Annotated in this window: 18 protein-coding genes; 2 read left to right on the top strand and 16 right to left on the bottom strand. The window is 28.6% G+C overall.

The annotated features are described in order from the left end of the window. Window positions 1-49 precede the first annotated feature (49 nt). The 6 genes from radC to H5J23_RS04345 form a co-directional block, all read right to left on the bottom strand. A complete protein-coding gene (gene radC / locus H5J23_RS04370) occupies window positions 50-742 on the bottom strand; it encodes a DNA repair protein RadC (RefSeq protein WP_040405966.1) in 693 nt (230 codons plus the stop codon). Window positions 743-762: 20 nt separating this feature from the next. Next, window positions 763-1,812, bottom strand: coding sequence for a nicotinate-nucleotide--dimethylbenzimidazole phosphoribosyltransferase (cobT, locus tag H5J23_RS04365; protein WP_185891097.1), 1,050 nt, complete (start codon window positions 1,810-1,812; stop codon window positions 763-765). 2 nt (window positions 1,813-1,814) lie between these two features. Continuing rightward, complete coding sequence (locus H5J23_RS04360; protein ID WP_185891096.1) at window positions 1,815-2,402, bottom strand: histidine phosphatase family protein; 588 nt, start codon at window positions 2,400-2,402, stop codon at window positions 1,815-1,817. A gap of 9 nt (window positions 2,403-2,411) precedes the next feature. Further along, window positions 2,412-3,176, bottom strand: a complete 765-nt coding sequence (gene cobS / locus H5J23_RS04355) for an adenosylcobinamide-GDP ribazoletransferase (RefSeq protein WP_023051561.1) — start codon at window positions 3,174-3,176, stop codon at window positions 2,412-2,414. Window positions 3,177-3,191: 15 nt separating this feature from the next. Then, entirely contained in the window at window positions 3,192-3,752 is a 561-nt protein-coding gene (gene cobU / locus H5J23_RS04350; RefSeq protein ID WP_023051560.1) for a bifunctional adenosylcobinamide kinase/adenosylcobinamide-phosphate guanylyltransferase, read from the bottom strand. Window positions 3,753-3,864: 112 nt separating this feature from the next. Next, complete coding sequence (locus H5J23_RS04345) at window positions 3,865-4,413, bottom strand: ferritin family protein (protein ID WP_023051559.1); 549 nt, start codon at window positions 4,411-4,413, stop codon at window positions 3,865-3,867. A 267-nt stretch (window positions 4,414-4,680) separates the two neighbouring features. Here H5J23_RS04345 and H5J23_RS04340 point away from each other — a divergent pair, with 267 nt between their 5' ends. Further along, window positions 4,681-6,180, top strand: a complete 1,500-nt coding sequence (locus tag H5J23_RS04340) for a YifB family Mg chelatase-like AAA ATPase (RefSeq protein WP_185891095.1) — start codon at window positions 4,681-4,683, stop codon at window positions 6,178-6,180. A gap of 60 nt (window positions 6,181-6,240) precedes the next feature. On the opposite strand, the gene nusB is transcribed toward H5J23_RS04340, so the two are convergent. From nusB to H5J23_RS04295, 9 genes are all read right to left on the bottom strand, one after another. Then, the gene (gene nusB / locus H5J23_RS04335) at window positions 6,241-6,648 is read right to left on the bottom strand and encodes a transcription antitermination factor NusB (RefSeq protein WP_023051557.1); all 408 of its coding nucleotides are present in this window, start codon (window positions 6,646-6,648) and stop codon (window positions 6,241-6,243) included. A 13-nt stretch (window positions 6,649-6,661) separates the two neighbouring features. Further along, window positions 6,662-6,874: a DUF2273 domain-containing protein gene (locus H5J23_RS04330; protein ID WP_040405964.1), complete on the bottom strand. Its 213-nt coding sequence runs from the start codon at window positions 6,872-6,874 to the stop codon at window positions 6,662-6,664. Window positions 6,875-6,885: 11 nt separating this feature from the next. Next, entirely contained in the window at window positions 6,886-7,395 is a 510-nt protein-coding gene (amaP, locus tag H5J23_RS04325) for an alkaline shock response membrane anchor protein AmaP (RefSeq protein WP_040405962.1), read from the bottom strand. Window positions 7,396-7,455: 60 nt separating this feature from the next. After that, window positions 7,456-7,833 carry an Asp23/Gls24 family envelope stress response protein gene (locus H5J23_RS04320; protein WP_185891094.1) on the bottom strand — a complete coding sequence of 126 codons (378 nt, stop codon included), beginning with the start codon at window positions 7,831-7,833 and terminating at the stop codon, window positions 7,456-7,458. Window positions 7,834-7,899: 66 nt separating this feature from the next. Further along, window positions 7,900-9,246, bottom strand: coding sequence for an acetyl-CoA carboxylase biotin carboxylase subunit (accC, locus tag H5J23_RS04315; RefSeq protein WP_023051553.1), 1,347 nt, complete (start codon window positions 9,244-9,246; stop codon window positions 7,900-7,902). Between the two features lie 13 nt (window positions 9,247-9,259). After that, a complete protein-coding gene (locus H5J23_RS04310; protein ID WP_040405958.1) occupies window positions 9,260-9,673 on the bottom strand; it encodes a biotin/lipoyl-containing protein in 414 nt (137 codons plus the stop codon). Window positions 9,674-9,750: 77 nt separating this feature from the next. Continuing rightward, a complete protein-coding gene (locus tag H5J23_RS04305) occupies window positions 9,751-13,167 on the bottom strand; it encodes a DNA polymerase III subunit alpha (protein WP_185891093.1) in 3,417 nt (1,138 codons plus the stop codon). Continuing rightward, a complete protein-coding gene (locus H5J23_RS04300) occupies window positions 13,160-14,353 on the bottom strand; it encodes an MFS transporter (RefSeq protein WP_185891092.1) in 1,194 nt (397 codons plus the stop codon). The genes H5J23_RS04305 and H5J23_RS04300 overlap by 8 nt, the downstream gene beginning before the upstream one ends. A gap of 246 nt (window positions 14,354-14,599) precedes the next feature. After that, window positions 14,600-15,424 (bottom strand): methyltransferase domain-containing protein, encoded by an 825-nt coding sequence (locus H5J23_RS04295; protein WP_185891090.1) that lies wholly within the window; start codon window positions 15,422-15,424, stop codon window positions 14,600-14,602. 91 nt (window positions 15,425-15,515) lie between these two features. Between H5J23_RS04295 and H5J23_RS04290 the strand changes: the two genes are divergently transcribed. Then, a complete protein-coding gene (locus H5J23_RS04290; RefSeq protein ID WP_023051548.1) occupies window positions 15,516-16,118 on the top strand; it encodes a hypothetical protein in 603 nt (200 codons plus the stop codon). A gap of 30 nt (window positions 16,119-16,148) precedes the next feature. Here H5J23_RS04290 and H5J23_RS04285 read toward each other — a convergent pair whose 3' ends face one another. Beyond that, window positions 16,149-16,418, bottom strand: coding sequence for an acylphosphatase (locus H5J23_RS04285; RefSeq protein ID WP_185891089.1), 270 nt, complete (start codon window positions 16,416-16,418; stop codon window positions 16,149-16,151). Window positions 16,419-16,426 lie beyond the last annotated feature (8 nt).

The following is a 16,426-nucleotide window of genomic DNA, read 5'->3' as shown; positions in this document are numbered from 1 at the left end:
TCCTCCTTACTAAAAGACCCTCTTAATCAACGTAAGAGGGCTAAACTTTTTAATAATATTCAATTAGTCCATTTTCATAAAAACTAAAATAAGACTCATCACTAACAATAATATGGTCTAATAATTTTATATCTACCTTTTCTAGTAACTCTTGCATTTCTAATGTTAATTCAATATCTTTTTTAGATGGAGTTAAATTTCCACTTGGATGGTTATGAGCAAATATTATTCCTTTAGCTCTATTATCAATTGCTCTTTCCATTATCTTTCTGGGATAAACTACACTTCTATCAATTGTTCCCTTAAATAAAATCTCATCACATACAATCTTATTATCACTACTTAGGTAAATCACTTTAAACTCTTCACTTTTCAAAGTACCTACATCGTCTTTCAAATAATTTACCAAATCATTTTTGCCTTTCAAAGTTGTTAAATCAGCATTTTTCACATTTTTAAAATAGTGATTAGACATAGTTTCACCAATTACTTTTAAATATAAAGCTGTCTCTGCACCAACACCTTCAATTTCTTTTAAATCATTTAACTCAGCATTTATCACTTTATCTATGCTTTTAAATTTTGACAATAAATTCTTTGCAATACCTTTACAATCTTTTAATTTTATTGAATAAGTTAACAGTAGCTCTAAAATTTCATAATCCTCTAAACCCTTATATCCAACTTTTAAATACTTCTCTCGTAATCTCTTTCGGTGTCCTTGCATTTGGTTTTTTTCCAAAATAATCACCCCTTATTACTTTATTGAAATATTTCATAAACCTCATCTTTTGTTTTCATTATTTTAGGAATTTCTACTGCTGCTTTCAAAATAGGATACGCCAAAACTGCTCCAGTTCCTTCTCCTAAACGCATCTCCATATGTAAAAATGTTTTTAAATCTAGTGCTGTCATAACGACTTTCATTCCTGGTTCTTCACTCATATGAGTTCCTATTAGGTAATTTTTTACCTTTGGTTCTATTCTAGTTGCAAGTAATGCTGCTACTGCTGATATAAAACCATCTATTAACATAGGCTTTCTCTCTAATGCTGCACCTAAGTAAAGTCCAACCATACATGCTATATCAAGTCCACCAACGCATCTTAAAACTTCTATTGGCTCTTTATTAAATAAATCATATTTCAGACAAGCATCTTTTATCACATCTTTTTTTCGTCTTAATCCTTCATCTGAAAGTCCTGCACCACAACCTACAACTTTTTCTATATCCTCTTTTGTTAAGGCGTATAATATAGCTGAACTTGTTGTTGTATTAGCTATTCCCATCTCTCCATTAGAGAAGAAATCATACTCTTTTTTTTCTTTTATTATTTCTACTCCAACTAAGATTGCTTTTATTACCTCATCTAAACTCATAGCAGGTTCCTTACTAAAATTTTTAGTTCCATAAGCTATTTTTTTTACGTATAAGTTTTCATAGTTTCTTGGAATATCTCCTTTTATTCCAATATCTATCAAATTTAGAGGTATTCCTAAACTTTTACATAAAATTCCAATAGCTGCAAAAGAGCTTAACATTGCTTCTGAAACTATTCTTGTATATTCTATTGGACAAGATGATACTCCTTCTTCTATAACTCCATTATCAGACGATGCTATAAAATGACACCCAGCTTTTAGTTCATTTAAGGGTTGGCCTGTTATTCCCGCTACTTTCATTGCTAAATCTTCTAAAACACCTAAACTTTTCTCAGGTTTCATTCTAGAATCTAATATTTTTTTACACTCTTTTATAGCTTCTGTATCAACACCAATTATATCATTTTGAATCTTTTTTATTCTGTCCAATTTTAGCCCCCTATATTTAATCCCTTTAATATGGGATATCCTTCAGAAAATTCAATTATAACTACACCACCATTTTCTACACTAAACTTCCAATAAGATTCTAATCCATTAGAAAAGTAATGACTTAAAATAGTATTAATTACTCCCCAGTGAGTAACTAAAACTGTTGTTCCATCTAAATCAACTTTCTTCTCTATAAAATTAATAGCTCTTTTTTGAAGCTCTAAAACACTTTCGCCAGTTATATAATTATAATTTTCCCAATTACTTTGACTCTTTTTTAACTCCTCTGGATATTTGTCCAAAAGTTCTTTATAACTATGTCCTTCAAATATTCCAAAATTTAGTTCACGTAATTCTTGATCAATTAAGATTTCTAATTTTTTATAATTTACAATCTCTGCTGTGTCTATTGCTCTTCTTAAATCGCTTGCATATATCTTTTCATAATTTATACTTTTTAAAATTTCCCTAGTTTTTTCTGCCTGCTCTTTTCCTTTTTCTGTTAATTCTGGATCTAAAATTCCATAGTAAACCCCTTCAATATTTAATTTTGATTCACCATGCCTAACTAAAATAATTTTCCCCATCAATCTCACCTATAAAGTTACATACATTAAAACTAATGAAAGTACTGAAGATAGCTCTAACAATGCTCCTAAAGTATCTCCAGTTATACCACCTATTTTTTTTGTCATTAACTTCCCAAATAAAAACCCACAAACAATTAGTATATTTAAAACAATAAATAAACTTATAAAAGGTAACATAAAATACTGAGCTATTCCATATAATATAGCTGTAACAGTGACATAAGATATTAATAATCCCATCTTATCAGTGTTATCAACAAAAGTTTTACCCATTCCAGTGGCTCTTGCATAAGGCTCAAAAGCACAGTTGACTACACTATTTATTCTAGCTAATATAGGGACAATAAGCATTATTACACCTTGATTTACTCCAAACAATTCTGATGTTTCTACTAAGAAAGCAACTTTAAATATAAAGTAAAGTATTAAAACCAAAACACCATTTGTTCCAACTCTAGAGTCTTTCATAATCTCTAACATTTTTTGTTTACTTCTATAGCTAAATATTCCATCAAAAGTATCCGCTAGACCATCTAAATGTAATCCACCAGTTACTATAACATCAAGAGTAACTAAGATTATTGCTATTAAAATAGGCGATGGAATAAATGTTTCTAAAACCATTGCCACAGCTAAGTTTATAATACCTATTACTAATCCTACTATTGGAAACCATTTCATTCCTTTTCCTAAAGCTTTCGAATCAAAAGTTTTTCCTCCTGGAAATGGTAATCTTGTCATAAATTTAAAAAGTAAAGCTAAACCTTTCATTTTCTCCTCCAAACTCTATTTTAATTTTAACTCTAATCCAGAAACTATTAAATACGCTTCATGGCATTCTTTTGCAACTAATTGATTTATTCTACCGCCTATATCTCTAAAATATCTTCCTAAAGCATACGGAGGAACTAATCCCATTCCAACTTCATTAGAAACTACAACCATATCCAATGAACTATTTTTTATAAAATCTATTAATTTTTGAACTTCATTTTCAATCTCTTCCTCAATCTCTTTAACAATATCTTGAGTTATTTTATCCCAGTTGATATCTCTATCCATAATCATAATATTTGTGACTAAATTTGTTAAACAATCTAGTAATACAACTCCATTTAACTCTTTATATTCTTCTAAAATTTTATAAAGATTTTTATATGCCTCTATTGTTATCCAATTTTCTCCTCTTTGAATTTTGTGTAGTCTTACTCTTTCCTTCATCTCTTCATCAAAAGATATCGCTGTAGCTACATAAATCTTCTCCTTATTCAATTGAAAAACTTTTTTTTCAGCAAATGAACTTTTCCCACTTCTTGCTCCACCAGTTACATAAATTATTTTCCCCAAGCATCTCACCTTTTATCCCTTTATAATACTTTAATAGTATCACAATCTAATCAAAACTTCAACATAACGAAAAAGAGTGCTTAAATATATTAAGCACTCTAACTATTTATTATTATTTTTGGAAATGTCTCTCTAATAATCCTAAGAAAGCTCTTCCGTGTCTAGCTTCATCTTTAGCCATTTCATGAACTGTATCGTGAATTGCATCGAATCCTAATTGTTTAGCTCTCTTAGCAATGTCGAATTTTCCTGAAGTTGCTCCATACTCAGCTTCTACTCTTCTCTTTAAGTTCTCTTCTGTAGAATCAGTTACAACTTCTCCTAATAACTCTGCAAATCTTGCAGCGTGACCAGCTTCTTCAAAAGCTATTCTTGTATAAGCTTCTGCTACTTCTGGATATCCTTCTCTATCTGCTACTCTAGCCATTGCTAAGTACATTCCAACTTCCATACACTCTCCGTTGAAGTTTGCTCTTAATCCTTCGATGATTTCTTCATCTCCGCAAGCTAATCCTTCTCCTACTTTATGCTCAGTTGCCCAAACTCTTCCTGCAGTTTCATCATAAGCAACACATTTATCTAATCCTACCTTACATAAAGGGCAAGCTCCTAAAGCCTCTTCAAATACTTCTCCACATACTGTACATTTTACTTTTGCCATTTTAAATCCTCCTCGATTATTTTCTGTCTATATTTTATATTTTTTTATATTTTTTAAAATTGTTACAATTACTCTTTTGTAATTATTACAATTTTGTTCACAAGAATAATATACACCTTTTTTGTGGATATGTCAAACTTTTTTTATTTATTTTTTAAAAAAAAGAAAATTATAAAATATCAGTAGTCATATAGAATACTCACTCTGATATTTATCAAAATTTAATTTATTTTAAATTTTAAAATATTTATAAATAAGGAGGTTTTTATGTTAGTTCGAGTGTTAAGCTCAAGTTATTTAGGAATTGAACCATTTTTAGTTGAAGTCGAAGTTGATGTGACTAATGGTCTTCCTATTTTTAATATAGTTGGTTTAGGTGATGTAACTATATCAGAAAGTCGAGATCGGATAAGGTCAGGAATTAAAAATATGGGTTATTTATTAGATCCTAGAAGAATTGTTGTTAATTTGACTCCTGCTAACATAAGAAAAAAAGGATCACACTTTGATCTACCTATTGCCATTGGAATAATGGTTGGAATGAAATTTCTTTCTGATTATAAAGGTATTTTAAGAGAATATCTACTGATGGGTGAACTTTCTTTAACTGGAGAAGTTAGAAGATCTGAAGGCATAATTAGCGGTGTTTTATTGGCTAAAAGTAAAGGATTTAAAGGAGTTATTATTCCTGAAGAAAATTTAGAAGAGGCTTCAATTATAAAAGATATTGATATTATTGCTGTTAAAAATCTTAGAGATGTTGTTAAATTTATAGAAGAAGGTATTACTCGTAGTAAAAGAGTTGTAAATACAATAAAAAACTTTGAATATACTTTAGATATGTGGGACGTTAAAGGGCAAATAAGAGCTAAAAGAGCACTTGAAATTGCTGCCGCTGGAGGGCATAATATAATAATGATTGGAGCTCCTGGAAGTGGTAAATCTATGTTAGCTAAAAGATTAACTGGCATACTACCACCTATGTCAGAGAGTGAAATTATTGAAACTACTAAAATTTATAGTATTGCCGGTGAACTCAGTGAAAGAGTTCCTATCATTATTAACCGACCATTTAGAGACCCTCATCATACATCTACAACATCCTCTATAATCGGAGGTGGTAGAACACCTAAACCAGGTGAAATAAGTTTAGCTAATAATGGTGTACTATTTTTAGATGAATTTACAGAGTTTGATAGAGTCGTTATTGAAAGTTTAAGAGAACCTTTAGAAGAGAAAAGAATATCTATAACACGAAGCTTAGGAAAAATGGAGTTCCCTGCCAAATTAATCTTTATCGCTGCATGTAATCCATGTTTTTGTGGAAATGGATTTGATGAAGAGTTATGTACATGTACACCTTATGACATTAGAAGGTATACAAAAAAACTTTCAGGTCCTATTATTGATAGAATTGATTTATATGTTGAAATTTACAGGCTCAATGATAAAGAGATTTTAGATGAAGATCGAGGTGATACTTCTCAAATTATCAGAGATCGAGTTATGAAAGCTAGAGAACTTCAAAATATGCGCTTTAATAATAATAAACTTAATCGTGATATGAATAATAACGAAGTTGAAAAATATTGTTCTTTAAATAATGAATGTGAGCAAATAATTAGAACAGCTATTAGAAATTTAAATTTATCCATGAGAACATATCATAAAATTTTAAAAGTTGCTAGAACAATTGCAGATTTAGGAAACTCTTCTAATATTGAAAAGCATCATTTGCTAGAAGCCATTAATTTTAGAAAAAATTAAATAATAAATAATAAAAAAGGAGAAGCAATTTTTTAGAACTACTTCTCCTTTTTAAAGTTATTATCTATTTTTTTCAACTACTACTTTTGCTAAAACACCGTTGATAAACTCATGTGATTTCTCATCACCATATTTTTTTGCTAATTCTACAACTTCGTTAACAACTATCTCAGCTGGAACATCCTCAAATAAAACCTCATATGTCGCTATTTTTAAAAGTGCTTTTTCAACATTTCCAATTCTTTCTAAGCTCCAACCAGTAATATTATTTTTTAATGTTTCTGTAATTTTCTCATCATTTAAAGCCATTCCATTAGAGTATTTTTCAATAAACTCTTTTTCATTTGTATTTAAATTAGTTTCATCTCTTAACATATAACTTGCTAAAGTTTCATCTATCTTTACTTCAGTTAACTCCGATTCAAAAACTATTTTAAATAACTCTTCTCTTGCTACTCTTCTACTCATTATTGTTTCCTTTCTAATCCTTTAATCTATTTAATATTTGTTTTTTTAACTTCTCTTGAAAATCTCTATCTCCTAATTTAAATCCAATAAATGCCAAAAATAATATAAAAATAGTTTTTAGCATCCCATACTCAACTAAAAGAACTCCTATCACTAACCCTAAGATGGCATATAGATATTTCTTAAAATTAAGAATAAAATTTTCAATAATCTTTTCCAACATCATATCTGCTCCTCCTATTCAATTGAGTCTCTTCTAGGTGATAATCTAGAAATTTTTACCTCTATATAATCAACTTTTAAATCTAACTTTTGTTCTAAATTAGTTTTTATCAAATTTTGTATATCTACTGTTTTTGACGATAGATTATTATTTGATATCATATCTAAATTTAATTTAACAAAATATTTGCTTCCTCTATTTCCACACTCTATTTTTAAACCTTTTATATCGCTATCTTTTGACAAAATCTCTCTTATTAAATTTTTTACTGTATCTGTTGAAATATGAACTGATCCATGTTCATTTTTTATAACATAATCTTTTTCTTTGGAAAAATTAGATAATAATTTTAATATTGATATACACATATATATTAAGCATATATTAAAAATAACAACTTTAAATATAAGTGAGCTTGTGTCTATTGTTGAAAAATATTGTGGCATTGTTATATACCCTATTCCTGTTACAGCTATAGTAAATATTCCTATCCATGCAAAGAAAAATATTAACTTTTTTATCAATAAACTCACCCCTGTAAAGAAAGATTAGAGGCGTAATAAAACGCCTCTCTCATATTTTAATTATACAATCTCTATATCCTCTTGCTTTTCTTCATACTCATCTGTTAAAATTTTTACATCCTGTACAAATACATTCACTTCTACAACTTTTAATCCAGTCATTGTACTCACTGCTGTTAAAACATTTTTTTGAACATTTTGAGCAACCTCAGAGATTTGATATCCATACTCAACTATAATATATATCTCTACACTGCACTCTTTTTCTCCAACTTCTACTTTAACCCCATTTGTAAGTCTCTTTTTCCCTAGCATTTTACTAACTTCATCTGCTACTCCACCTGCTAATTTATAAACTCCAGAAACATCTTGTGCTGCCTTTGCTGATATCGTCTTTACAACATCATCTGCTATTTTTATATTTCCTAACTCGTTCATAAAAACACCTCCGTAGATATTATACATATATTATTACATTTATTTAAAGTTTTTCCTAGCTATTATTTAATTTTTTTCAAAATTTTCTTCAATAAACTTCGTTGTAACTTTTCCTGCTCTGTATACCTTATTGTCTAGTACCTCTAAATGGAATGGAATTGTTGTATCAATTCCCTCTATAATAAATTCATTTAATGCTCTTTTCATCTTTTCTATAGCTTCTTCTCTAGTGATTCCATGGACAATAAGCTTTCCAATCATAGAATCATAGTATGGAGAAATTTCATATCCTTGATATGAGTGTGAATCTACTCTAACTCCAGGTCCTCCAGGAACAATATAAGTTTCTAATTTTCCTGGTGATGGTAAAAATCCTGCTGTTGTATCTTCAGCATTTATTCTACATTCAATTGCATGTCCAAATAATACAACATCTTCTTGAGATATGTTTATTCTCTCTCCTTCTGCAACTTTGATTTGTAATTTAATAATATCTATTCCCGTTACCATCTCAGTTACTGTATGCTCAACTTGAACTCTTGTATTCATTTCCATAAAATAGAAGTTATCATCTTTATCAACTAAAAATTCTAAAGTTCCTGCTGAATCATAATTAATAGATTTTGCTAATTTTACAGCAGCCTCACCCATTGCTTTTCTAACTTTTGATGGTAATTTATACGATGGTGCTTCCTCTATTAACTTTTGATGTCTTCTTTGAATAGAACAATCTCTTTCTCCCAAGTGAATAACATTTCCATGTTTATCTCCCATAATTTGAATTTCAACGTGTCTTGGGTTTTCAACAAACTTCTCTATATAAACATCTGGATTTCCAAATGCAGACTCTGCTTCTGTTTGAGCAGCGATGATTTTGCTTTCTAACTCTTCTGGAGTTCTAGCTAATCTCATACCTTTTCCACCACCACCTGCAGTAGCTTTTATCATTACTGGATATCCTATTCTTTCTTCTACTTCTTTTCTAGCTTCCTCTATACTTCTTATAATTCCTGTTCCATTTGTTAATGGTACATCATTTTCTATTGCAGTTTTTCTAGCTGTAGCTTTATCACCCATGCTTTCAATAGCTTCTGGACTTGGTCCAATAAATGTTATGTTATGAGTTTGGCATATTCTTGCAAATCTAGCATTTTCAGATAAAAATCCATATCCAGGATGTATTGCATTTGCTCCTGTTATCTCTGCTGCCGCTAATATATTAGGTATTTTTAAATATGACTCTGTACTTAAAGGTCCCCCTATACAAACTGCTTCATCTGCTAATCTAACGTGTAAACTATCTTTATCTGCTTCTGAATAAACAGCAACTGTTTTTATTCCTAACTCTCTTGCTGCTCTTATTATTCTAACAGCGATTTCACCTCTATTAGCAATCAATATCTTTTTAAACATAAAATCCTCCCAATTATCTTGCTGTGGCCTTTACTTTTAATAACACTTTACCGTAGTCAACTACGCCTCCATCTTCTACAGTTATCTCCATTACTTCTCCTCCTACTGTAGACTTTAAAGGTGTTTTTAATCCCATTACATAAATATAACCAAGATCTTGTCCTACTTTAATTTTATCACCTATTTTAACTGCATCTTTATAGAAATATTTTCCTATTCCTGTAGAGACTACAGTTTTTATATTCTCCTCTTTTTTACCTGTCTCTTTTGCAGGTTGTGGAGTTTCTTTAGGCATTACAACTTTTGGCTGTGGAGATTTTTTTATTTTTATTTTTAAATTTTCATTTTCCTCATAACTAATTTCAGTTAATCCACATTCACTTAAAACATTAATTAAATCTTCAATTTGAAACTCTTCTTTTTTCATAAGTTCCTCCATCAGTTTTTATCACTTATTTTAACATAATTTAAAAAATCATTCAAGATTACATTACAAGTGTAATTTTATCTTATAACTACACTTTTTTCTCCTAATAACTCCTCTATTTTTCTTATTAATCTAGGAGTTATTTCAATCGTTAGTTTTGAGTTTTTTATCTCTTTATTCCCATTAATATCTATAGCAAAACTTAAAGGAACTTCTCCTTTACTATCTAAAAGTATCTCTTTTAATCTATTGTACTTGTCTTTAGATTTCTCATTAATTAGTATATATATTCTATTTTTTTTATTAAACTCTATTGAATTTAAAGCTTTCATATTTTTCACAACTAATTTTTTATTTTCGTTTCCATTAAAATAATCAACTTGAATACTTCCATCTATTACTACAGCTTTACCTTCAAGCTCTATATTTAAATAATCTTTATATTCTCTTGGAAAAATAATTCCAGAAATTTGATCATAATAATCTTCAATAACAAATGTACACATAGGTTCTTTTGTTTTTTTTGTTAATATTTTTTTCACATCCCTTAGTATACCATAAGTTTTAATTATATGCAGGGAATTTTCTAATTTTATTTCTGAAATTTTGTTCATTTTATACGTTTTTATTAGCCAATCATACTTATCCAAAGGATGTGCACTATAATAAAAACCTAAAAATTCTTTTTCTTTTTCTAATTTTTCATCTGGAGTAAAGTCTGTTACATCAGGTAAAACAAAATTTACCATCTCTGATTTCGCTCCTCCAAAAAGATTCATCTGTTGAATATCATCTTCTTTTATTTTTTTATTAGCATAGTCGATAACTTTCTCAATTGATTCTATTTTTTGCTTACGATTTCCAGGAAGGGAATCTAAAGCTCCAGAATAAACCAGTGCTTCTATATTTTTTTTATTAAGCCCCTGTCCTCTCAATCTATAAATAAAATCTTCATATCTTAAATAATTTCCATTTTTTTCAAATTCAGCTTGAATTTTTTGAGCTAAACTTTCTCCAACATTCTTTATAGCTGCTAGAGAGAATCTAATTCCACCATCTTCTACAGTAAATTTAGATACTGGATTGTTAACATCTGATAACTTTAGCTCTAATTTATGTGCTTTTGCATCCTCTATATAAAATGCAACATTCTCTACATTACTTTTTTCAGATGTCATTATTGAAGCATAATACTCCTCAGGATAAAAATGTTTAAAATATGCTGTCCAATAAGCTATTAAGGCATAAGCTGCTGAATGGGATTTATTAAATCCATATCCTGCAAACTTATCTATTAAGTCAAATATCTCTTCTGCTTTTTCTTTAGAATATCCATTATTTATAGATCTTTTAACAAACTTTTCTCTATTTTCATCCATTATAGAAGCTTGTTTTTTTCCCATTGCTCTTCTTAAAAGATCAGCTTCTCCTAAAGAATAACTAGCCATTATATTAGCTATTTTCATTACCTGTTCTTGATATAAGATAACACCATATGTCTCTTTTAAAACTTTTTCTAAAGTTGGATGGGGATATTTTATCTCTTCCAATCCATTTTTGCAATTTATAAAACTCTCAACCATTCCAGATCCTAATGGTCCAGGACGATAAAGAGCCAATAGTGCTATTACATCTTCAAACCTATTAGGTTTTAATTGAACCAATATTTTTCTTATACCTATTGATTCTAGTTGAAACACTCCTAAACTATCTCCTGACGAAAGCATTTCATATACTGGAGCTTCATTTAATGAAATCTCTTCTAACTTTATATCTTTTCCTTTACTTTCCTTAATATACTCAATAGTTCTCTGAATATTAGTCAAGTTTCTAAGTCCTAGAAAATCCATTTTAAGTAAACCTAACTCTTCTAGTTCTTTCATTTGATACTGCGTCGAAATTTTATGATCCTTATTGTCACTATATAAAGGAACTACTTCCATTAATGGATCTTTAGTTATTACAACTCCAGCGGCATGTATAGAAGCATGTCTAACCTTATTCTCTAATCTTTGCGATAGATTCACTAGGTTTCTAATTTCATTATCCTCTATATATAACTCTCTAAGTTCAGAATTTGCTTTCAAAGCTTCGTCTAATGTTGAAAATGCAGGTATTAGTTTTGCTATTTTATCAACTTTAGCTAAGTTCACATCTAATACTCTTCCAACATCTCTTAGAGCCGCTCTAGCTTTCATTCTACCAAAAGTTATTATTTGCGCTACTTTATCCTCACCATATTTTTGAGTTACATATTCAATTACTTCTTCTCTTCTCTCCTGACAAATATCTATATCTATATCTGGCATTGATATTCTCTCAGGATTTAAAAATCTTTCAAAAATTAAATTGTATTTTATTGGATCTAAATCTGTTATTTTTAAAGCATAAGCAACTAGACTTCCTGCCGCAGATCCTCTTCCAGGTCCAATTGGTATATTTTTTCCTTTTGCATAAGAGATAAAATCCCATACAACTATAAAGTATTCCTCATAACCCATTTTCAAAATAACATCTAATTCATACTCTACTCTTTTTAAAAGTTCCTCACTTAAACCACTTGGATATCTCTGAGATAATCCTTTATATACAATTTTTCTTAAAAACTCTCCTGGTGTTTTTACACAATTTGGGATTTCATATTTTGGAAACTTTAACTCTCCAAACTCTAAATTTAAATTGCATTTCTCTGCTATCTCTTCAGTTATATCAATAGCGTCAATAAATTCTTCACCTAAAGAATTTATAATTTCCATTCTACTTTTTAAAAATAACTCTTTAGTTTCTATTTTCATTCTATTTGTATCTGAAACCTTAGCTCCAGTTTGAATACAAATAACTAAGTCTTGTAGTACATGATCTCCTTCATAAACATAATGCGTATCATTTGTTGCTACACATTTTAATTCATGTTTTTTAGAATATCTTTGTAACTCTTTATTCAATTCTCTTTGACCTTCAACTCCATTACCTTGAACCTCTAAATAAAAATTTTCTTTACCAAAAATTTCTATATAACTCGTTATTTTTTCATCTATTATTTTCTCTTTTTCATTTTCAAGAATTGCTCTTGAGACTTCTCCCTGCATACATGCTGATAAAGCTATGATACCTTCACTATGCTTCTTTAAAAACTCTTTATCCACACGAGGTCTATAATAAAATCCCTTTAAAAATCCTACTGAAGATATTTTCAAAAGATTTTTATAACCAGTTAGATTTTTAGCTAAAAGTATCAAGTGAAAATTTCTTCCCTCTTTTTTTTCCATTTCAAATTCTGATACATATGCTTCAATACCAATAATCGGTTTGATACCCTTCTTCATAGCACATTTATAAAACTCTATAGCTCCATACATATTCCCATGATCTGTAATAGCTATTGCTTTCATATTTAAACTTTTAGCTCTTTCTAAATACTCCTCTATTCTTCCAACCCCATCTAGGAGACTGTACTCTGTGTGTAAATGTAAATGAACAAAGTTTTTATTCATCTGCTCCTCCTCTTAATGGTTTTTCTACTTTAAAATTTTTATAAAAAACAGCAGTTCCAACTAAATATAAAACTACTGTTAGATAGTATGGAAAATTATATGATATATTTTCCATTAAATATCCTGCTATAATCATACTTATCGCTCTTGTTACATTAGATGACATAGATACTACACTACTCATCAACGCTCTATTTTCATAATCTACGGTCTCCAAAGATATATTTTGAATAAGTGGCTGATTTAAATTCATCAAAGTTGACCTCAATAAAAATGAAACTCCTAATATAAATATACCTTGAGGAAATGCAATTGAGATTAAAAATGGAATTGATAACAGCTGACATATTACAACGGTATTCTCTCTTCCTAATACTTTAGAAATATATGGAACTAATAAACCTCCTATAACTAATCCCAATTGAGATAACCCCATAATAATTCCCACTTTTTCATTATCTATATTTAAAGAAAATTTCAAATATACACTAAAAAATGGAATTACCAATCCTGCTCCAAAACCTATAATTGTATTATAAATAACAAATTTTAAAGCTTGGCCACTCATAACCTCTTTAAAGCCTTTGAAAAAATCTTTGCTTTTCTTATTTTTTATTATCTCTCTATCTTTCAATCCATTTAAAGGATAAAAACTAAATAAAATTAAAAAAGCACAAAATAAATAAACCAATGGAATTGATTTTTCTACTGCAAAAATTTTTCCAAAAGTTTTAATCAATCTTCCAGCACCATAACTAGCACAAACAGTACCTAAACTCTGACTCACAAAATTCTTACTAAAAACCTTAACTCTCTCTTTTTCCGATGAATTTTCAATTAAAAGTACTCCTATTGAAGAAAATGGAAATCCATATCCTATCCCCATTATTCCAGAAAATAATTTGATTAAAAATGGATTTGTTAAAAAACTTACTCCTAAAATTCCAATACTCATTAAAATTAGTCCCAATGAAATTGTTTTTTTAAAACCAAGTTTTGAACTTAAATAGGCATTTAACATTGATCCTAATGCAATTGATACACTCCCAATTGAGAGTACTTGCCCTACTATCCCTTCACCAAAACCTAAATTTTTAACATGTATTCCTGTAAAAACATTGAATACACCTGAAACTATAGCTGTTGTTATTACATTTATCAAAATAATTCTATCTATTTGTTTCAACTTTATCTCCCCCTAAAATTGACCTAATATATTATACAATATAAATTTATAAAAAAAAATACTTCTAAATATTTATTAGAAGTACAAAAAAATGAAACGACCTTCCGGGGGGGATAGAAGGTCGTCTACAGGGGGGGATTAAATAATACTTTTGTAAGTATAAAATCTTCTTATAATTAAAAAATTATTTCTAACTTTCTAATTATATTTTTTTGACGTAAAGTTTTTTAAAAAAGTTTTATTTTTTTATTTTTTTTCAAAAATATCTATATTTACTTCAACTGTAGTTTTTAATTTATCTAATGCAAATAATTTTTCAACACCCTTTTGTGGGCTTCTCCATCTATAAGGAGTCATATTAAATAGATTTTCTATACTTTCTTTTTCTAAAATCTCCGTTTCATACTTTAAATTTACAGTTTCTAAATGCTTAAATATTTTTAAATCCTCTACAGGAGAGTAAAACTCTTTTCTTACAGATTCGTAAACTACCTCTTTTAATTGTAATAGATGATTTTCACCAGTTGAAACAACTATTAATTTTCCACCTTTTTTTAAAGTTCTCATATTTTCTTCTGGTATTATTTTAGCAAACATACAGATTATAAAATCTAATGATTCATCCTCTATTGGTAAAGAACTTGCGCTTGCTACAATCCATTCCATATTTTTATATGACTTTGCTGCTGAAATCACAGCCTCTTTTGAAATATCTATTCCTACAATATTACTATTTATGTTTAGCGCATCTAACTTTTCTTTTAATCTATTTGTATAATATCCCTCTCCACAACCTATATCTAGTATATTTAACTCTTTTTTATTATCTAAGTAATTTTCAACAATTTGATTAACACCATCAGATATTCCTCTGTAATAACCTTTCTCCAAATAATTTTTTCTACTTAAAACCATTTCTTTATTGTCACCAGGAATTTTACTATTTTTCTGATTAGATAATAATAAATTTACATGACCATATTTTGAAATATCAAAGTTATGATTTCTCTCACATATATATTTTCTTTCTATTCTTGTCATTTTTTTATTACAAACTGGACAAATTATCATTTTATCTACCTCACTATTTTTTTCTCTTCTGTATATTATATCATATATTTTATGTTATAATATGTTAAAAAATATTGGTGGTGATTAATTTATGTACGAAAATTTTTTTAATGATTTTATTGTTAATTTTTATGAAAAAATTGAAGATGAATTCGAAATATTAATGAAAAAAGAAAAAACTAAAAAATTATCTGTTGGAAATTTAGAGATAGATGTTATCGATTACTTAGATGACAGTAAAACACCTATTATCGAAACTATAAAAGATGGTGAAACTGGAATTGAAATTTTTCTTAAGAACAAGGAACAAATTCCGTCTCCATATAGTGTAGAAGAAATCTATCATCCATTTTCTTTAGCTGTTTTAGTTGATAAATTAATAAAAAAAAGTAAATACGTGGATATTCTAGAAAATTTTTATGTGCAATCGGAAGAGTTAGCAAAAGATTTTTTAAAGAAACAACAATTAGATTCAATAGATATTGTAGCAGAAGGTTTCGAGATTTTTGCTATTTCTAAAGCTACAGGTACATACAAAATTGCCGAAGGAGTTGTCACAGAAATTCTTTTAATAAATGATAGAGTTTTTGTAAATATAAAAAATGAAGATAATGAAGTTATTACTGCTCATGTTGTTGAATGTAACGCTGCAGATTTAGCAATGCTTTTAAATAATCTTTTAAATAAACAATAACTAAAAAAATGGCGGTAGTTTCTACCGCCATTAATATATAACTTGAAAATCTTTAAATTCTGGTTTGTCTAATATATCTTCATCTATCTCACTAACGCGACTCATAGAGGAACCTATCTTTAAATATTTTTTAAAATTATCTATTATTTTTTCATCTCCCTGAGCAAAAACTTCTACATTATCATTTGGTAAATTTTTTACACTGCCAGTAATTCCAAGTCTTGTTGCATTTAAATATGCTGTTATTCTATAACCTACTCCTTGAACTTCACCCTTAATTAGAAAATGATATGTTTTCATTTTTACCT

It is taken from the genome of Cetobacterium sp. 2G large (genome assembly GCF_014250655.1).
GTDB lineage: Bacteria > Fusobacteriota > Fusobacteriia > Fusobacteriales > Fusobacteriaceae > Cetobacterium_A > Cetobacterium_A somerae.
Note: the sequence above shows the minus strand (reverse complement) of the source record. Positions and strands in the feature narration are given on the sequence as shown.